The organism is Ulvibacterium sp. (assembly GCF_965228935.1).
In the GTDB taxonomy this organism is placed as follows: domain Bacteria; phylum Bacteroidota; class Bacteroidia; order Flavobacteriales; family Flavobacteriaceae; genus Ulvibacterium.
Window position 1 is genome coordinate 3,034,084 of sequence record NZ_OZ245846.1, and the last position, 18,561, is coordinate 3,052,644.

Here is an 18,561-nt window from a genome sequence, read left to right on the forward strand (position 1 = left end):
TAATCCAATACATGCACAGATTCATGAGAAGAGCATATGTTTTGTTTTTTCTTGTTCTACTTTTAATCCACGCCGGTTGCGAGAAAAATGACAATGGTGGCGGTGTCCAGAAAGTTGAAGGGGCGGGGCAAAACAATCCGGAGGTTCCTGATGCCGTAAGTTATGATCTCAATACGGATTCGGTGGACGATTTTCAGGTCGATTACAATATGGGAATTTGGGATGGTGCAAATGCAAGTGGCTTCTTGGTTTCAGCTACTCTTGAATCAATGAATGAAAGTACTGTACTACTGAAGATTAACGAAGGAATTAATACGGAAATTCTCTTCAGTATGCCAAAAGATTCTATTTGGAGAGAACCTGTAGAACCCTTTAAATGGAATGAATACGGTCCTGTAAGTATTGCGAGATTATGGCAAGGTGCGGACGGTATTTGGCCGGAAGAATGGAGCGTAAACAGTGAATTCAACTCCAATCCCTATTATTTGGGAATCAGGGTAAAAGAGAACGAAGACTTTTTGGTCGGGTGGATAAAATTGGAGATTAACGTTACCAATGGCAAAATCAGATTTGTCGAATATCAGCTAACTCCGGAAGAATATATAGTTATTCCGGAATAAGATGACTACTCCATGTTATTTGCTGAACATCAAAAGCCGGACATCAATAGCTTCATTCCCCGGAATTTCCAAAGCCTTTAACGTTAAGTTCCCCTGACCTTTTTTTAGGGCAATGGTTCCCAACTTCATAGGTTTGAAATCTTTGACATAGGATTCCATTCGAGGCGTACGATCATTTTCCATCCCGGTAAGGGGCGGGTCGTGGGCTTCCATGATCTTGGTCACAATTTTACGATCTCCTAAGCTGAGTTCAATTGTGGAGCCTGCATTTTCGGCCGCACAGGTGTAATAGAGCGTCACTTCAAATTCGCCACCCGTCAATACGTCCACATTCCAGGTAATGGAATCCCTTTTACTGATCCAATGGGTAAAAAAAGTATTGTTGGGGAATCGGTTGCTACGTTCTATATTTCCATGGGGTATCCCATCCCTGGCAGGTATTTGCGTAAATCGATGGTCCGGACTTCCCAAGGTTAAAGGACGATGATCTTCCTCCTTGGGCAATTTGGGATTTACCTCTGCCAACCATTCGTTTTTGGCTTTGATGAGGGAGTCGGCAACTTTTTGGTACCGTTTGGAAATATCAGTGGTTTGTCCATGGTCGTTTTCCATATCGTACAATCGATTTTCATTGTCCAGACGATACTTTTGGGAACGGACACTTGTCTTTCCGGCCCAATGATTATAGACTAACCGGGGTTGCCAACCATTTTTTTCGCGCCATAACAAGGGGGTAAGGTCCCTGCCATCCAAAGGCCGTTCAGTCTTTGATTCGAGCCCGACCATGTTGGCCAGTGTGGGTAGAATATCGATAGCACTGGCAATCTCGTTGATTTCTTTTCCGGCCGGTAATGAATCTTTCCACTGGACAAAGAACGGACTTCGTACCCCGCCTTCGTCTACCCATCCCTTTTTGCCGCGCATACCTCCATTCCATCGGAATCCATTGGGCCCATTATCCGTCATGTAGATAATTATGGTGTTTTCTTCCAAACCCTTTTCCTGAAGCTTTTTGGTGATCCTACCTACATTATAATCTATGTTCTCCACCATGGCCAAGGCTGCCTTGGTAAAATTTAAGTCCTCGGTTTCTTCCCCATGATACGTCATGTGCAAGTCTTTGTTTTCAAATCGATCCCAATAGCTATCCGGTACCTGCATAGGGCTATGCGGGGTATTATAAGGTAGATACAGGAAAAAAGACTCGTCTTGATGTTTTGTGATAAACTCCAATCCCTTATTGGTCAAATCATCGACCAAAAAACCTTCCCCCTTGGTAATTTCACCGTTGTGTTCCAACATCGGACTAAAGTAATTGCCCCAATGCCCCGAAGTAAAGCCGTAATAATCATCAAATCCACGGGAATTGGGATGGTAAGGTGGTTGCATACCATTATGCCATTTGCCATAGGCAGCAGTGGCATAACCCCCGTTTTTCAGGATTTCCGCCAAAGTGGTCTCGCCTAAATTCATACGTTCCCCACCAGCCGATGTATCGAATACCCCTAACCTTGGAAAATAACGCCCGGTTAGCAGCTCTGCTCGGGTAGGGGAGCAGACGGGTTGTACAAAGAAATTCTTAAATGAGATTCCATTTTTGGCAAGTGCATCGATATGCGGAGTGCTGAGGTTGGTATTGCCATTGCTACTCAAATCGCCCCAACCTTGATCGTCCGCTATGATAAGGACAATGTTCGGTTTTTGGGGATTAACTTTGGCCGAGGATTTGCTAACATCCGTTTTGCAGCCTATGGCCAGGACCACGATTAGCATAGGAAAAAGAATTGACTTTTTAAGCATAATCAGATTTTAATATCAGGTAAAGAAAATTCAAAACCATTATCCGTAATCACCTGCTTGAACCACAAGGCCGAATTTTTGGGTGTACGTTCCAAGGTAGTATAATCCACATAGTGCATGCCAAAACGTTTGGAATAGCCATGGGCCCATTCAAAATTGTCCATAAAGGACCATACGAAATAACCTTTTAAGTTTATTCCTTTTTCCATGGCTTTATGACAGGAGGCAAGATACCCCTCAATATATTCCTTTCGAACTACATCCTTTACTTCTCCATTTTCCAATTTGTCATCCAAGGAGCATCCGTTCTCGGTAAGATACAACGGTGGGTTTCCATAACGATTACTGACCCACTCGATCAATTTACGGCAGCCCCAAGGTAGAATGGCCCATTTCATAGTGGTCATTTCCCACTTTGGATCGGCAGTGAGCTGTACGTATTGATCCTCAAAGATGCCTCCGTTTCCATAGACTTCATTTTGTACCTCTGCATCGGGGTCTACATCGGATGCATATAGGCCCGTATAGTGATTTAGTCCAAAAAAATCAGAAGACCCCTTGATCAAGGCGCTATCTTCCTTGGTAAATTTTGGGAGTCTATCCCCGACCCGATCTTTCATAACCTGCGGGTAGTCCCCAAAATAAATGGGGTCGGCAAACCATCCGAGAAAGAATTCCAGGGAGCGCTGGGCGGCGTCCTTGTCCGCTTCCGAATCGGTCATGGGCTCGCGCCAATCACAATTGTTGGTAATTCCGATTTGTCCCTTCTGTATGGGCTGATATTTCTCTCGATACAAATGTACGGCCTTTCCGTGGGCACGGAGCAATTGATGGGCTACCTGGTAGGGTTCGTCCTTGGACTTTCGTCCAGGAGCAAAGATACCTTCCCCGTGCCCCAGTATAGCCACGACCCAAGGTTCATTGAGCGTAATCCAGTTTTTCACCCGGTCGCCAAAATGCCCAAAACAAATTCCGGCATATTGGGCAAAGGAGTCCGCAATTTCAGGATTGAGCCAGCCGTCCTTTTCCAATTGTAGGGCCAGAGGCAGGTCCCAATGGTACAAGGTAATCCATGGGGTTATATTATGTTTGAGCAGTTCGTCAATAAGATTGTTGTAAAAGGCTATGCCCTTGGGGTTTATATCGCCTTGCCCATCGGGCTGTATTCGACTCCATGATATGGAAAACCGATAGGCCTTAAGCCCCATATCTGCCATGAGTTGTACATCCTCCTTGTACTGGTTGTAGTGATCGCACGCAACATCGGCAGTTTCGCCCTTGTTCGTTCTACCAGGGGTGTGTGAATGTGCATCCCAGATGCTCCAGGATCGGCCATCCTGAGTAGCACCTCCTTCTATTTGATGGCTCGAGGTAGCCGAGCCCCAGACAAAATCTTTCGGAAATTTTAGCATATCACCTTTAAATTATATTCAATCCATCGAGTTATAAAAGTCATTAAAAATGCCGGAAATAACTAATGGAATAACGACATTTTCAAGTATTAAAATGATGTGATGTGTCAACAGGAAATACGAAAATATCCCTATCTTGAACAACGATACATCAAACCCTGACCAATGCGATACCCCAAGTGGCCGAGAATATACAGCCTTACCTTAGCTGTACTTTTTTGTCTAAATTCCTGTAGTAAAGGGAAGTCCAAAAATAACTATACCATTGAAGGTAGCTTCAAAAAATGGCAGCCCCTTACCATTAGTTTTGATGGACCACGAGTCTCCGAGATGGACAGCATTAACCCTTTTTTGAACTATAGTCTTATTACGCGTTTCATCAATGCAAAGGATACTATTCCTGTTCATGGTTTTTTTGCTGCGGATGGACAGGCCGCCCACACCGGAGCTACCGATGGCAATACATGGCAAGTGAAATTCTCGCCTCCGACGACCGGTTCCTGGACTTTTGAATCCCAAATGCTCAAGGGGAAGGAAATCGCCATAAGTGCCCATAGTATAGCTCAGACCATTTGGAAAACAAAAGGAACATTTGAAATTGCCCCTGTGGATTCCTTGGCATCGGGATTTTATAAAACAGGTCGTCTGCACTATACGGGGGAACACTATTTAAGGGAAAGCGAAACAGGAAAAGCCTTTTTGAAAAATGGAGTAGGTAGTCCCGAAAATTTTTTGGCGTACCATGAGTTCGATGGAACTTTTGACAATGGTGGTGCGGCCACACCAACTTTGAACAATGGCTTGCATGAGTATCCTACCCACAAGGGTGATTGGAAAGAGGGTAATCCTACTTGGGGCAACGGCAAGGGTAAAGGTATTATTGGTGCGTTGAACTATGTGGCCTCCAAGGGAATGAACAGCCTATATTTTCTGGTGATGAACGAACACGGCGATGGTAACGATGTTTGGCCCTGGATAGCCCCTAAGGAACAGTTGCGCTACGATGTGAGCAAGTTGGCCCAATGGGAAAAGGTCTTTACCCATATGGATGGATTGGGCATTGCCATGAACCTTTTTACCCAAGAAACGGAAAACGACACCATTTTGAACAAGGGAGAACTAGGTCTGGAACGCAAACTCTTTTACAAGGAATTGGTCGCCCGGTTCGGGCATCATCTCGGAGTGGTCTGGAACTTGGGGGAAGAGACCAACCGAACGGACAAGCAATTGAAAAGCTATGCCACCTACATTCGCAATTTGGATCCATATGACCATCCCGTAGCAGTACATAACCATGTCCGTGTTACCGGTAAACGTATGGAAGGGCGGCCCTTAGATCCAATAAAGGAGACCTTAACGCCAATGTTGGGATATAAGGATTTTGAAATTCCCTCCCTACAGATGTTCGATACTACCGAAGTGCATCAAGAAGTTAAAAAGTGGAGGGATTTATCCGTAAAGAAGAGCAAGCCTTGGGTGGTGTACTTGGATGAGATCGGGCATTGGGATATCGGAGTGACCACGGATACCGCGGCCAATAACAATTATGCTGAGGTAATGCGGACCAGTCTATGGGGAACATTGATGGCGGGAGGTGCAGGGACCTCATGGTATTTTGGTGGATTGGATACGCCTAATAATGATATGGCCGCGGAGAATTTTAGGGCGAGGAATAAATGGTGGGAAATTAGCAGTAATGCCAAGAGGTTTTTTCAAGATCATCTACCGTTTCGGGAAATGCAGGGTCATGATGAATTATTGAGTAATCCAAAGGCCTATTGCTTCGCTAAAAAAGACGAAATTTATGTGGTATATCTTCCCAAGGGCGAGACAACGGAATTGATCATTGGTGACGGTGCTTTTTCCATTGCTTTTTATGATCCGATGGAAGGGGGAAAATTATATGATAAACAGAACGAAGGCTGGAAGATTACCAAACCCAACAGTGTGGAATTGTCCCCATATAACGGCCAAAGTAATAAGGATTGGGTAATTGTTATTGCACGAAAGTAATTGGGTGACGGTAAGTCGATGGGGTTGACACCATTTCTCTTGGAAATATAGCTGTCCCTTTGGGACAAATTCCGTTTTTGGAACTTGAAATTTTAATATTGGAATTTGTATGAAGCTTAAAACACTTACAATCTTATGTATCGCTTTTTTGTTGGTTTCTTGTTCCGAAGGAAAAAAAGAAGGTTTGCCCATGGTTTTTCCAACGGGCGGATGGGAGGAACGAAGTCCGGAAACATTAGGGATAAATAGTCAAAAGCTTCAAGAGGCCTTGGATTATTTGGCTTCCGAATCCGGGGAGGATGGCCTGGAAGAAGTGTTCATAGTTCGGAAAGGGTATGTCATTTATAAGGGCGATAGCATTTATAAAAAGCATAATATTTATTCCTCGAGTAAATCCTTTACCAGTACCGTCCTCGGAATTTTGACGGACCAGGGCCTGCTGTCCGAGGATACCTATGCCCGGGAAATTGATACAGCCATGGCCGATCTGTACCCCAAGGTGCAGCTCAAACATTTTTCGAGCATGACCTCCGGCTATAGTGGAAAAGGTTCAACACGTTGGAATGAAGTGAGCGAAGACTGGTCTTGGACACCCTATGCTATAGATACCCCCCTTTTTGCTCCTGGAACCGAATATGCCTATTGGGACGAGGCACAGATGATGTTCGGTCGCCTGCTTACCATGCATGCGGGTAAGACCCTGAAGTCTATATTTGATGAGAACATCGGGCATGCCATTGGCATGGGGGAATACAAATGGAATCCCGAACAGGAAGTAAACGGGGTGGAAATCAACAATGGTTGTACCAATGTTATGATCAATGCCGAGCAGTTGGCGCGTTTTGGTCATTTGTATTTGAACGAGGGGAATTGGGATGGCCGGCAACTGTTATCCAAGGAATGGGTTAAAAAAGCGACCCAAAATCAAGTCTTTACCGATATTGTGGCGGATACGGACAGAAGCCATGTGGATGGGCGTGGTTGTTATGGTTACAACTGGTGGGTAAACGGGATGATGCCGACAGGAAAGTACCATATGCCCGATGCCCCAAAATCGTTATATTATGCCAGTGGGCTCCACAATAACATGTGTTTCGTAATTCCAGAATGGGATATGGTCTTTGTCCGTAGGGGAGAGGACGGAAATCCCGCTAAAGGAAAGCCCTTTGTTTACAACGAATTCTTTAAACGGATGGACCTGGCCTTGGAAAACAGGTAGTTGCTGACTAGGACTTCCCCTCTAATAAGAGGGGATTGAGGGGTGTGTATTTTTTGCTAAAAAAAACATAGCAGTTGAAAATATTTTATGATCCGAAACTCAAAGAATTAGCCAGACAATTGAGAAATAACTCAACTAAGTCAGAAATACGATTATGGCAAAGGCTGAAGCGAAATCAAATGTATGGCTATGATTTTCATAGGCAAAAACCAATTGATAAATTTATTGTGGATTTCTTCTGTAATAAGTTGCAGTTGGCTATAGAATGTGATGGGTATTCTCATCAAATTGTGGAGGTTTGGGAAAAGGACGTAAAGAAGACTAGACGTTTAAATGAAATGGGTATTCAAGTCTTACGTTTTTCCGATTATCAAATAATGAACGACTTGGAAAATGTTTTAAGGGTGATAGAGGATTATATTTTGGCTTATGAGGCCAATGATTTTACACCTCCCTTAATCCCTCCTTGTTAGGAGGGAAGTTTTAAAAAAAATCTGCCAATGCATAAAATAGTACCTATTCTTTTTTTTCTTGTTTGCTTGGTTTCCTGCAAGCAAAACCCATCACAAAACTCAAAAGCGGAGGAACCCGAAAGGCGGGAAGTGAATAGGGTAGATACCCTTATTTCTGAACGATCCGTGCCCAAAAAAACCTTTCGTTCCTTTGAGGGTCTGGCCGATACTACCTTTATACGACTTGCCGATTTTAGCGATGGGTTTGCCTATGACCTTAGATATGCTACTTCCAATAATTTTCTAAAGGAAAAGGTATATGACTGTGCGGAATGCTATATCCGGGTAAAGACGGCCAAAGCGCTATTGGAGGCCAACGCCGATTTTAAGACCCAGGGCGTAAGAATCAAATTTTTTGATTGTTATCGGCCTAATTTCGTACAATATATGATGTGGAAAATTGTTCCCAATCCACAGTATGTGGCCGACCCCAAAAAAGGATCGATTCATAATAAGGGTGGTGCGGTGGATATTACTTTAGAAACGTTAGATGGAGAGGAACTGGATATGGGAACCGACTTTGATTTTTTTGGCAAAAAGGCCTATCATGATAATACCGACCTGCCCCAGGAAATTTTGGACAATCGCAAGTTGTTGAAGGAGACTATGGAAAGACATGGCTTTTGGGGTATTAGGACCGAATGGTGGCATTACAATTTAGGAACGGCGTCCAACGATAAAGTAGCCAATTTTAAATGGCCGTGTGATGAATAGAAATTGGGTTTGTGGCATTTTTATTTGTGTTGTTAGTATGTTTTGTGCTTCCTGCAAGGATGCCCCGGTTGAAAGTAAAATGCCGCCATCAGGTGAAAATCCCAATGTACTTTTTATCGCTATCGATGACCTGAACGATTGGGTGGGCTGTTTAAAGGGACATCCGCAGGTAAAGACCCCCAATATAGATCGACTGGCATCACGGGGCGTTTTGTTTACCAATGCCCATACCCAAAGCCCGATCTGCAATCCTTCACGAACCAGTATACTTACCGGATATAGACCCTCCACGACAGGAGTATACGGGCTTTCACCCTCAATTAGGGATGTGCCCGAATTAAAGGACATTGTAACCTTACCGCAATATTTTTCCAAACACGGGTATGTTACCTTTTCCGCAGGAAAAATTTTCCATGGTGGATATGGCCGAAGGGATACCGATACTGAATTCGACAGTCTGGGACCTGGATCCAAAGTAAAGACCAAACCACCTTCAAAAATAATTGGAACCACTCCCGGAGGTAACAATCCCTTAATGGATTGGGGCAAATTTCCCTTGCAGGCCGAGGAGACCTCGGATTGGGAGGTTGCCAGTTGGGCGGTGAACGTTTTGAACGATCGGCCAGAGTCGCCCTATTTTTTATCCGTCGGTTTTTTTCTGCCCCATGTCCCTTTGTACTCACCTGAGGAATGGTACAATCTATATCCCAAGGAAAGCCTACAACTACCCCCCATGTTGGAGAATGATAGAAAGGATACCCCACGGTCCTCTTGGTACAACCATTGGGACGTACCCGAACCACGATTAAAATGGACTCTTGAAAATGGGCAACATAAGAATTTGGTACAAGCCTATCTGGCGGCCATTAGCTTTGTGGATAGCCAGATAGGAAGGGTATTGGATGCGCTTGAAGCGAGCGGACAGGCCAAAAACACGGTTGTAGTGCTCTGGTCCGATCATGGATACCATCTGGGAGAAAAGGAAATTACCGGAAAGAATACCTTGTGGGATCGATCTACAAGGGTACCCCTGATCTTTGCCGGACCTGGTATCATGGAAGGTGGAACCTATGATTATCCGGTGGAACTACTGGACGTTTACCCCACATTAAACAGCCTGTGCGGACTTCCGCCAAAAGAAGACTTGGAGGGCCATGGTTTGTCGCCTCAATTGAGGAATCCAAATACAGAAAGACCCTGGCCGGCAATCACTACAAATAACTGGAACAATCACGGCATACGAACCAAGGATTGGCGTTATATTCGCTACGCCGATGGCAGTGAGGAGTTATATGACATGGAAAAGGATCCCAATGAATGGGAAAATTTAATTTCTAACCAACAATATCGGCACATGGCGGACAGCCTTGGTAAATGGTTGCCCAAGGTCAATACCCCTCCGCATGTGGGCAATTATTTAAGGATTTTGGAGTATAGGGATGGCACTCCGGTTTGGCAGGGAAAAAAGATTTTACCGGAAGATCCCATACCTGACTTATAAATAACTTTTTAAAATATGAGAACATTTTTTTTCGCATCCCTTTTGGTTTTAATGCAATTTTCCATGGAAATGCAAGCACAGGATACCATTATCCCTTTATGGTCCAAAGACAAGATTCCCAATCGGATAGAGACCGACGAAAAGGAAATCCATAAGCGCAATGGTATCCTAAGGATAAGTAAGGTACAAAAGCCTACCATTGAAGTTTATTTACCGGCTCAGAGTAATGCCACGGGACAGGCCATGCTCATTTTTCCTGGAGGAGGCTATCATATTTTAGCCTATGATTGGGAGGGGACGGATATTGCCAAATTTTTGAATGGAAAAGGGATTGCGGGTATTGTGGTCAAATACCGCTTGCCCACTTCGAAATCCCTAAGGGAAAAACATAATGTTCCCTTGATAGATGGGCAACGGGCCGTACGTTTGGTGCGGAGTAGGGCCAAGGAATTTAATATAGATCCCAATAAAATAGGGATTATGGGCTTTTCGGCAGGGGGGCATGCCGCCTCAACCTTGGGTACCCATTTTAATGAAAAGGTGTATGAAGAACAAGATACCGTGGATTCCTTTAGTGCCCGACCGGATTTTATGGCCTTGATCTATCCTGTGATTACCTTTACCCAGATTGAAAAGCATTCCGGTTCCCAGAAGGCCCTACTGGGCGAAAATCCCGATCCTGTATTGGAAAAACATTTTTCCAATGAATTGCAAGTAACTTCCGAAACCCCCAAAACGCTGTTAATTCATGCCACGGACGATCTAGGGGTACCTGTAGAGAACAGCTTGCTCTTTTTCAAGGCATTGAAGGATAAGGGCGTATCGGCTGCAATGCACATTTATCCGGAAGGGGGGCATGGATTCTCCTTGGCTAGGGAGAAACCTCATTTAAGAGGCTGGACGGAGCGTCTGTTCGAATGGATGGAAAGCCTGGAATAGTTTTGGTATTTTTTTTAAAACATACGGGCAAATCTGTACAACTTTTATATTTTTGCAATCCAATTTCAGGACAGGCTTCGAACGGTATCCGGAACGCCCTGTTTGGGGAAAGTTTGGGATTTGGGAATTGATTTTTGAAATTGGTCGATTTCGGGATGTAGCCCTTCGACGTCGCTCAGGACAGGCTCCGCCCGGTACCCGGACTGCCCTGTTTGGGGGAAAGTTTGGGATTTGGGAATTGATCTTTGAAATTTGTCGACCTTTTGGTCGATTTCGGGATGTAGCGCAGCCCGGTAGCGCACACGCCTGGGGGGCGTGGGGTCGCAGGTTCAAATCCTGTCATCCCGACCAAGCAAAAAGCCTGAAAATCATCAGATTTTCAGGCTTTTTCGTTTTTGGGCTTTCATGGGAAATAGCTGACTTTACATTAAAATAACCTGTAAAGGTTACTTATTCGATTTTCCAATTACAATGTATATCTCCGTAAACCCAATATTTATAGGCATTTCGAAATCAGGTTCGAGGACGGTCGCGATGTATGACTTCTTTTAACAGCTTTGCTATGTCCCATAAACGTTCTTTTCAAAGAATCGCCAAAAAAGGGGTACGCATTATTTAGATTGTTCGTCGCTTCTACCCGTGATTGGCTGGAATGTTTCCGACTGAAGTTAACACTGCACTATCAAATTCAATCACCTTGACGAATGTCACCTTGCCATTGCGACGGACCTTAAATCTTTTGGCATTTTCTCTATGGCGTATCTTAAAGCGGTACGTGGCATGACCAACTTTTTTTTGATTACATAGTCGAATACTTCTTTTTGATGCGATTCGCTGGCGACTTTTAACATCCAACCATATCCCTTTTGAACTAGATCATCCTTATCCAATAAAAGAATGTCCGCAATCTCCAAAATATCCTTAAGAAACTTGCCTTTTCTTGCTGGTATGATCAGACTCACAGCGGCGGCACGGCGCATCCATCGGTTCTCTGATTTTGCAAAGTCCTGAAGCTTTTCTACATAGCTGGGATACTTTTCGATAAACCCTCCCATGGTATGATTGCAAAACGTATCGCATGAAGCCCAGTTTTTTATGTACTTATTGATCCATTTTTGGAATATGGAAAAATCAGCAGGTTCATACCGCTTATGAAGGTAATGGGACCAATTACTGGCAATGATGGATTCTTCCAAATACCCAGACTTCCAGAGATCCTCGCATAAACCATATATTTCGGATTTTGATCTTGAATCTATTACCTTGAAAAAGGTTTTGCCAATTTTCCTTACCACCGAAGTCCTGACACCATAATGCTTTAGCTTTTCCTTTGAAAATTTTTGACCTGTGGCCAGTGCGTTTTCATCCACGTTGTTTCTAAGCTCATCTCGAACTTTATCCAAGACATTTTTCATAATAATCCCATTTACTTGGTGTCAAATATAATGGGCTTGGACAATTCTTCAGTACGAATCGAAAGAAGCAGGGATTTTGTTTTCCTCATTTTCCCCATCCCAACCCCAAGAAAGTATCCACCATCTATTATCCTTGAAGTGGAGTTGCAAACTATTGATTCCTCTACGGATGACGGGACCATTTTTAGCATGCCGGACCTGATAGGTGCTCCATACATGTGCAATGGTTCCAAAAATCCTGATCTCCCGGTTTATTTCTTCCTCAAAAAACCCCGATTCCCGTACTTCTCCCATTCCTTCGTAAAACTCGGCCACGGTCAAGACTTCCCTGGATGGTTTTCCCTCAATTGAAGTGTTCTTGAAAATTATGGCATTTGGGGCATACAATGCCTTTATTTTTTCCAGTTGACGGGAGGTTCCTGCTTCCCCTGAAATGCCATCATATGCAGAAGCTATGATTCCAGAAAGGGTTTCAACATCCTCTGGTGAGGAATGCACTTTTTTCGGAGCTTGCCCCGTTGCAACTAGACCGTAAAACAAGAAGAATACCGCTATGAAATCACTTTTCATTTCTATTGAATTTTGATGACAGGTTAGTTTTCCAGGATTTTGATATTTATGGATTGGCTTCCAAAAAATCAAATATTGTTTTAAAGATCAATTGAAATTGTTCTTCGGTGAATCCGAGATGTTTCCCTCCTTTTAAGGTCAATAATTGATTTTCAGTACCTAAGCTTTTAAGTTTTTCATGAAGCAATTGGGCCTGGTCGTAAGGGGTCAAAGTATCCATATCGCCCTGAATAGTCAGTACTGGAGGAGCGTTTTCGGTAACATAATGAATAGGGGAATACTTCCTTGAAATCTCAGGAATTTTTTCTTTCTTTTCTACCCAATTCAACACAAAATTTTGATTTGGGCGATTGGCGCTCAAATAGGCGTCTATTTTTTGAATATCCGTAACCCCATACCAATTTATAATGGCTTGAATTCGAACTTTGTCCCCTACGTATAAAGGATGGCTTTCCGGTATGCTATTGACCAAACCTGCCAACAATGCCAAGTGACCACCGGCCGATGCTCCTGAAACTACAATCCTATCGGTATCAAGTTTATACGCTTCTGCATTTTCACTGATCCATTTCAAAACCGTTAAGACGTCTTCCGCTGCATCAGGTGCCGTTCCTAGGCCTTTGCGATATTCCACATTTACTACATTCCATCCTCTCTCCAAAAAATGTATAAAGAACCAAGCATCGGTTTCCTTATTGCCATATCGCCAGCCACCACCATGAATCCATACGAGGGTAGGTTTTTTGTTTTTGCTTCGCTTAAACCAGTTTGGTTCCCCTATGTAGGAACCCTGGGTATAGATGTCAAGACGTTGTGCAGGGTCATTGCCATACGCCACATCCATTTCCATATTATAGCGATGGGCCCAAAAGGTGGTCGGTGGTTCCTCATTTTGTTTCATGGAGATTACTTGCCCGTCGCTTTTTGTTTGCTTACAGGCTATTTGTGTAAAACAAAAGCCGATTACAATGATGAAAATCCGGAATTTCATAAAAAACTTTTTTGTTTGGCACAAAGAAAAAAGTAAAACGGCTAGCGGTAATTGTCAATATGGATTATAAATGGTCATTTCGCATGAATACACCTAAAATCATTTGGCGTATGCCCGGTTAGTCCCTTAAAAAACCGAACAAAATTTGAATTGTCGGAAAAACCCAGTCCATAGGCGATTTCCGAGATATTCTTATCGGAGTACAACAGGTCGCGCTTTACTTCCGTTAGTAGTCGTTCGCGGATAATTATGGATGTTGACTTTCCAGATGTTTTTTTGATTGCCTTATTGAGTTGGCTCCGGCTTACCTTCAATAATTCGGTATAGTCCCCGACCCTTTGTTTGTCCCTTATGTTTTCTTCCAAGGACTTTCTGAATCGTAACGAGATACTATCTTGATAGAGTTCGGTGGATAGGTTAAACTTCCTGATATACCTTCTGTTGATCTGTATCAAAATAGTGTACAAAAGAGAACGAATGTAATGATGACTATCATCTTGAAGGTTATCCAATTCCGTCCTTATTTTTTCACAACAAGAAGTGTGTTCGAGCAAGAACCAATCATTACAATTTAATACTGCAGGCTGATTGGTCTGAAAGAATTGAAATCGATGTATGAACAGGGAATCATTGAAGAATGTTTCGATGAATTCATTTTCAAAGATTAAAAGGTATCCTGAGAAATCCGGTGTAACCGAAATCCATTCCCTAACCTGATTGGCCCTAAGAAATATAAATGAACCTTTCCCTGCTAGGAAAGCATCATTATCGATCGCGATTTTTGCCCCGCCCGCATTTTGGATGAAAATCCCGTGAAAGTCGTAACAAAAGGGAAGACCTATGGACACTTTGCGCTCGACTTCCGAAAAGAATACGCAGTCCAACAAAAACTCCCGTCCGTATTTTCTCCTGGCGAAATTGTACTTTTTTATTTTCAAGGAGACCGTTTTGATAAGTGATTATGAAAAATGGATGTCGGACATCTAAGTATAAGACTTGTGTTCATATAACCATGGATTGCCAGATTTCGGTCAATAAGCAAATAGGAATCCATAATCATATGCACATTACAAACTTCTTAAAATTATAGAATTAAAGCATTACTTCAGCTAAAAGAAGAAGCCCCAAAACGAGGTTGCTTTTTGAGATGTCTTTCAGAAATTATAATGCATCTGAACAAAGTGTTTTGTTTTCGATTCTTTTTTACTAATCTGGTTAATTTACCTTTTACGGGATTCCATAAGTAGATTTCCGTGACTTAAAATACAACTCAATTTAATTGATTTACATGCGGATTTTTACGTCTACTATTCAAAGTAAACCAAACCAACATAAATACCCCCTCTAAAATCGGTTGCACATCAGTAAGCCAGAGAGTCCATTCAATAACCTATATCCATTTCCTAGGGAAGGTCATGGAAGCCATCTCGCACACTGGCGGCCATAAAACGGCTGTAATAAGCGGAAAACAAGAAACGTTTAGGACGGGCTCCCTATCATATCAAAGAAAAGTGTTTATTGTTTGTAACATAAATAAGTGACATATATGAGATTAAGTTAATTAACTTTATATTAACAGTTATTTTACTACAATTAAAGTAATTTAATACATCTTTAATTATAAAATATATTCCAATGAAAAAAGAAAAAATTTCAGGGAAGTTGTTTCTTAAGAAGCAGACAATTTCCAATTTAACATCCGATTCCATTATTGGGGGAGGTGGGGTATGCCCTTCGTCTTTTTGTCCAACAAGTGCGGCCAATAGCTGCTCGATAGGTTGTCCGACCAATATGACTGCCGATAATTGTACATCCGGGACATCAGCTGCAATTTCTTGTTGCGATTATCCCTCTCAATTGTGTTAATGAGGGAATCATTTGGACTTTTTTGGTATGAAAGAAAATTAAGAGTTTACTATTTGAAAAGTTTAAATAAGTTCTTTGAATGAACCATCAGTTGATTTCATCTGATGGTTTTTATGCTCTTATTGGCTAACTATTCTTAGGACTGTTCACTTCTAATTGCGCTACATCTTTGGATATTCGGAGGCCATAATACGCATGATATACTGCCAAAACAGTTCTATTTAATCTAGATATTAACGATATACAACCACATTGGAATGATTGAAGATAAGCTAAAGGAAATATTACAAGGAATTGATGACATAACAAAGTCAAAATATTCAAATGAAAATCATGTGGGAGTACTCGTTGGCCTTTCGGGACTTTCATTGTTTCAATTCCATTATTCCAGGTACAAGGGGAACAATGAACATTCGGCAATAGGTACCGAGATTCTTGAACGAATAATGGGCAAGATTAATGAGGGATATAATTACCCGACCTTTTGTGATGGTATTTGTGGTGCAGGTTGGGTATTGAGCCATCTGGACGAAAAAGGGTTTATAGAACTTGAAAATGAACAGTTGCTCGCTGACTTGGACGATTTTCTTTATCCGATCATGGTTTCGGATATGCGCAGAAAAAACTATGACTTTTTGCATGGTGCGATCGGCTACGCCCTGTATTTTGTAAATCGGTACAAGAATACCAAATCAAAGGATTTAAAGCAACGTTATAAAACATTTCTTTTAAGGTTTATTGATCTGTTAAATGAGAATTCAGAAACAGAGGGCAATGAAAAGCTCAAATGGATTTCCATACAGACCCGGGGGGAATTACGTGACCAATATAACCTCAGCCTATCCCACGGCATGGCCGGCATTATTGGAATTTTGACCAAACTGTGTGTTCATGATAATTTTAGAACCCTTGCAAAGCCTATGCTTACCAAGGCTATAAACTATGTGCTCGGATATAAAAAAGAAACGAAATCTTTTTTTCTTTTTCCAAACCTGGTTTCCAAAAATGGAGAGGAGAACGTTCCGAGTAGGTTAGGGTGGTGTTATGGTGATTTGGGAATAGGGATTCGATTATGGTTTGCATCAAAAGCATTGGATGATAAAATATTGGGTGATGAAGCATTAGCGATTTTAAAACATTCGGCGAAACGCAGAACACCTGAAAAAACGTTGTTGGTAGATGCCTCACTATGCCATGGATCCTATGGCGTTGCTCTTATATTTTTGCGGATTTATAAAGAGACGTTGGATCCCATCTTTAAAGAAGCCTTTGAATTTTGGATACAAGATGGGGTCAATAGAGCGGTACAAGGTAATGGGTATGCTGGATACAAACAGTGGAGACATGATGATGTTTGGTCAGAAGAAGTTTCATTGTTGGAAGGAATCTCTGGCATAGGCCTCACTATTATAGACTATTTGGCAGATTTCGATACAGCTTGGGACGAGTGCCTAATGATTAGCTAGCATATGGATAAAAAATGTCCATACTGGGGATATTTCCGATCATGTATTGAGGGCACTTTTGTTTTCCTTTGATGCTTACGGGAATCTTACCTCAGGAAAACAATTTCGGACAACAACTTTAAGGAGTTATGTCGGAACCCCATTTTTAGGGAGGCGTTGTTTTTGGCATAGGATATAATCTTGATAGGTTTACTTAGGATTTTGAATTTTTCCCGAGGATTCGACTGTTCAAATCTAAGAACCGACTACATGAATTGGTCTGTTATGATTTTCTGTTTTGATGGTACGGATCAAAAATCGTGAGAAATAGCGCTTTAAAGGGCAAAGCTTGCCAATAAGTTGTTTTATTCGCATATAGTTTGATGGGGCAGTAGGTTTTTTTCTAGATATGGCCCGATTTAATTATCCACTAAAGGTTTTTTTCAATTGATAAAAAATCCGTTCCAAAACCGATAATTCCTCAGTGACAATTTCAGCGTTACCCCTCATCTCCTGTTTAAAATCAATTTTTTTATCGAAAGAGGTGGTCAGGTTTTTAATTTTCACATCCAATAAATAAAAAGCTTCCTGTTCGTGTTTGGGCACTTCTGAGATCCGCGAAACGGTTCCCTGTAGACTGCCCCACTCATGAAATGGATAATTTTCCAATTTGATGATTACTTTTTGCCCTACCTTTACCTTGCTTGAGTTTTGTATGGGCAATGATGCCTGTCCGATAATTTCTTCCAAATCATTTGGTATGATGGTGAAGATGGTCTCTCCAGCTGTTACGTATTGATGTTCTTTTATAGCATCAAAGATGGTCACCTTGCCTTTGATAGGGCTTTTGAGTATATAGTTTTGCTCCCATTGTTGTATTTCATCTTGCAAATGAAGGTAAGCCTGCACAAGCTGACCGCGATAATTGTCTTCACGTATTTTTTCTTGAATACCGGAGCTGTTTAAAAAGTTACTGGACTTTTGGGTGGGGGAACTGGACAAACCTGGGTTTTGTGATTGCAGCGGATTTTTGAGTACCAAAGAGCTCCTCTTTTTTGAGGCTGTCGAATTGAAAAGGATATAATTTTGATAATGGACCCTAAAATTACCGTAGGCCGGCTGAACATGGCCTAAATCTAAAAATAAGGGGAATAGTGAATTCAGCGAGTCCAATGGGACCAGTGCCAATTCATTGTCTTTTAATTTACTTTTTAGGTAATACATATCATCGATACTTGCTGTGTTTTCAAGCTCTAGTAATATATCACCGATATCTACTAGCTGGCCTTGTTCAATAAAAACACTGGTCAGTTTTCCCGATGTGTACGATTGTAAATGTACAGGTGGATTTTTGCTCGTAACTAGGATTCTGACGGGAATAATATCATTGTAGCTTAAGAGTGATGCCCCTAATAACAATAGGGATATAATTACAAAAATGATTGTAATGCCGTAACGGATTACCCAACTGGGAGGTTTGCCCAATATTTCCCGTACCAAATCAGAGCGTTCATCCCAATAATTGATTTTTTTTGTCATGGTAT

The 18,561-nt window shown here is 42.1% G+C and carries 16 protein-coding genes and 1 tRNA gene; 10 read left to right on the forward strand and 7 right to left on the reverse strand.

The genetic code is table 11. The annotated features are described in order from the left end of the window. Window positions 1–23 precede the first annotated feature (23 nt). The gene (locus tag ACO06Y_RS12770; protein ID WP_422079363.1) at window positions 24–620 is read left to right on the forward strand and encodes a hypothetical protein; all 597 of its coding nucleotides are present in this window, start codon (window positions 24–26) and stop codon (window positions 618–620) included. A 15-nt stretch (window positions 621–635) separates the two neighbouring features. On the opposite strand, the gene ACO06Y_RS12775 is transcribed toward ACO06Y_RS12770, so the two are convergent. Next, the gene (locus ACO06Y_RS12775; RefSeq protein WP_422079364.1) at window positions 636–2,420 is read right to left on the reverse strand and encodes an arylsulfatase; all 1,785 of its coding nucleotides are present in this window, start codon (window positions 2,418–2,420) and stop codon (window positions 636–638) included. Window positions 2,421–2,422: 2 nt separating this feature from the next. After that, window positions 2,423–3,832, reverse strand: coding sequence for a GH1 family beta-glucosidase (locus tag ACO06Y_RS12780; RefSeq protein ID WP_422079365.1), 1,410 nt, complete (start codon window positions 3,830–3,832; stop codon window positions 2,423–2,425). A gap of 165 nt (window positions 3,833–3,997) precedes the next feature. Here ACO06Y_RS12780 and ACO06Y_RS12785 point away from each other — a divergent pair, with 165 nt between their 5' ends. The 7 genes from ACO06Y_RS12785 (at window position 3,998) to ACO06Y_RS12815 (ending at window position 11,081) form a co-directional block, all read left to right on the forward strand. Next, window positions 3,998–5,845, forward strand: coding sequence for a DUF5060 domain-containing protein (locus ACO06Y_RS12785; protein ID WP_422079366.1), 1,848 nt, complete (start codon window positions 3,998–4,000; stop codon window positions 5,843–5,845). A gap of 109 nt (window positions 5,846–5,954) precedes the next feature. Further along, window positions 5,955–7,064, forward strand: a complete 1,110-nt coding sequence (locus tag ACO06Y_RS12790) for a serine hydrolase domain-containing protein (protein WP_422079367.1) — start codon at window positions 5,955–5,957, stop codon at window positions 7,062–7,064. Window positions 7,065–7,138: 74 nt separating this feature from the next. Further along, window positions 7,139–7,537 (forward strand): endonuclease domain-containing protein, encoded by a 399-nt coding sequence (locus ACO06Y_RS12795; RefSeq protein ID WP_422079368.1) that lies wholly within the window; start codon window positions 7,139–7,141, stop codon window positions 7,535–7,537. A gap of 27 nt (window positions 7,538–7,564) precedes the next feature. Further along, window positions 7,565–8,290: a M15 family metallopeptidase gene (locus tag ACO06Y_RS12800; protein ID WP_422079369.1), complete on the forward strand. Its 726-nt coding sequence runs from the start codon at window positions 7,565–7,567 to the stop codon at window positions 8,288–8,290. Next, window positions 8,283–9,791, forward strand: a complete 1,509-nt coding sequence (locus ACO06Y_RS12805) for a sulfatase (protein WP_422079370.1) — start codon at window positions 8,283–8,285, stop codon at window positions 9,789–9,791. The genes ACO06Y_RS12800 and ACO06Y_RS12805 overlap by 8 nt, the downstream gene beginning before the upstream one ends. 15 nt (window positions 9,792–9,806) lie before the next feature. Then, on the forward strand, window positions 9,807–10,730 hold the full coding sequence (locus tag ACO06Y_RS12810) for an alpha/beta hydrolase (protein WP_422079371.1): 924 nt from the start codon (window positions 9,807–9,809) through the stop codon (window positions 10,728–10,730). Window positions 10,731–11,004: 274 nt separating this feature from the next. After that, window positions 11,005–11,081: transfer RNA gene (locus tag ACO06Y_RS12815), tRNA-Pro, on the forward strand. A 356-nt stretch (window positions 11,082–11,437) separates the two neighbouring features. Here ACO06Y_RS12815 and ACO06Y_RS12820 read toward each other — a convergent pair. From ACO06Y_RS12820 to ACO06Y_RS12835, 4 genes are all read right to left on the reverse strand, one after another. Then, entirely contained in the window at window positions 11,438–12,145 is a 708-nt protein-coding gene (locus ACO06Y_RS12820) for a DNA alkylation repair protein (RefSeq protein WP_422079372.1), read from the reverse strand. A gap of 48 nt (window positions 12,146–12,193) precedes the next feature. Further along, complete coding sequence (locus tag ACO06Y_RS12825) at window positions 12,194–12,715, reverse strand: hypothetical protein (protein WP_422079373.1); 522 nt, start codon at window positions 12,713–12,715, stop codon at window positions 12,194–12,196. 46 nt (window positions 12,716–12,761) lie between these two features. Next, on the reverse strand, window positions 12,762–13,706 hold the full coding sequence (locus tag ACO06Y_RS12830; RefSeq protein ID WP_422079374.1) for an alpha/beta hydrolase fold domain-containing protein: 945 nt from the start codon (window positions 13,704–13,706) through the stop codon (window positions 12,762–12,764). A gap of 74 nt (window positions 13,707–13,780) precedes the next feature. Continuing rightward, on the reverse strand, window positions 13,781–14,644 hold the full coding sequence (locus ACO06Y_RS12835) for a helix-turn-helix domain-containing protein (RefSeq protein WP_422079375.1): 864 nt from the start codon (window positions 14,642–14,644) through the stop codon (window positions 13,781–13,783). Between the two features lie 697 nt (window positions 14,645–15,341). Between ACO06Y_RS12835 and ACO06Y_RS12840 the strand changes: the two genes are divergently transcribed. Both ACO06Y_RS12840 and ACO06Y_RS12845 read left to right on the forward strand, forming a co-directional pair. Next, a complete protein-coding gene (locus ACO06Y_RS12840) occupies window positions 15,342–15,572 on the forward strand; it encodes a class I lanthipeptide (RefSeq protein ID WP_422079376.1) in 231 nt (76 codons plus the stop codon). Window positions 15,573–15,829: 257 nt separating this feature from the next. Continuing rightward, a complete protein-coding gene (locus ACO06Y_RS12845) occupies window positions 15,830–17,038 on the forward strand; it encodes a lanthionine synthetase C family protein (RefSeq protein ID WP_422079377.1) in 1,209 nt (402 codons plus the stop codon). Window positions 17,039–17,440: 402 nt separating this feature from the next. On the opposite strand, the gene ACO06Y_RS12850 is transcribed toward ACO06Y_RS12845, so the two are convergent. Continuing rightward, window positions 17,441–18,556 carry an HlyD family efflux transporter periplasmic adaptor subunit gene (locus ACO06Y_RS12850; RefSeq protein ID WP_422079378.1) on the reverse strand — a complete coding sequence of 372 codons (1,116 nt, stop codon included), beginning with the start codon at window positions 18,554–18,556 and terminating at the stop codon, window positions 17,441–17,443. Window positions 18,557–18,561 lie beyond the last annotated feature (5 nt).

Coding starts and splice junctions, on each gene's coding strand:
- ACO06Y_RS12770 (WP_422079363.1), top strand. CDS start 24: ATGAGAAGAGCATATGTTTTGTTTTTTCTTGTTCTACTTTTAATCCAC.
- ACO06Y_RS12775 (WP_422079364.1), bottom strand. CDS start 2,420: ATGCTTAAAAAGTCAATTCTTTTTCCTATGCTAATCGTGGTCCTGGCC.
- ACO06Y_RS12780 (WP_422079365.1), bottom strand. CDS start 3,832: ATGCTAAAATTTCCGAAAGATTTTGTCTGGGGCTCGGCTACCTCGAGC.
- ACO06Y_RS12785 (WP_422079366.1), top strand. CDS start 3,998: ATGCGATACCCCAAGTGGCCGAGAATATACAGCCTTACCTTAGCTGTA.
- ACO06Y_RS12790 (WP_422079367.1), top strand. CDS start 5,955: ATGAAGCTTAAAACACTTACAATCTTATGTATCGCTTTTTTGTTGGTT.
- ACO06Y_RS12800 (WP_422079369.1), top strand. CDS start 7,565: ATGCATAAAATAGTACCTATTCTTTTTTTTCTTGTTTGCTTGGTTTCC.
- ACO06Y_RS12805 (WP_422079370.1), top strand. CDS start 8,283: ATGAATAGAAATTGGGTTTGTGGCATTTTTATTTGTGTTGTTAGTATG.
- ACO06Y_RS12810 (WP_422079371.1), top strand. CDS start 9,807: ATGAGAACATTTTTTTTCGCATCCCTTTTGGTTTTAATGCAATTTTCC.
- ACO06Y_RS12820 (WP_422079372.1), bottom strand. CDS start 12,145: ATGAAAAATGTCTTGGATAAAGTTCGAGATGAGCTTAGAAACAACGTG.
- ACO06Y_RS12825 (WP_422079373.1), bottom strand. CDS start 12,715: ATGAAAAGTGATTTCATAGCGGTATTCTTCTTGTTTTACGGTCTAGTT.
- ACO06Y_RS12830 (WP_422079374.1), bottom strand. CDS start 13,706: ATGAAATTCCGGATTTTCATCATTGTAATCGGCTTTTGTTTTACACAA.
- ACO06Y_RS12840 (WP_422079376.1), top strand. CDS start 15,342: ATGAAAAAAGAAAAAATTTCAGGGAAGTTGTTTCTTAAGAAGCAGACA.
- ACO06Y_RS12845 (WP_422079377.1), top strand. CDS start 15,830: ATGATTGAAGATAAGCTAAAGGAAATATTACAAGGAATTGATGACATA.
- ACO06Y_RS12850 (WP_422079378.1), bottom strand. CDS start 18,556: ATGACAAAAAAAATCAATTATTGGGATGAACGCTCTGATTTGGTACGG.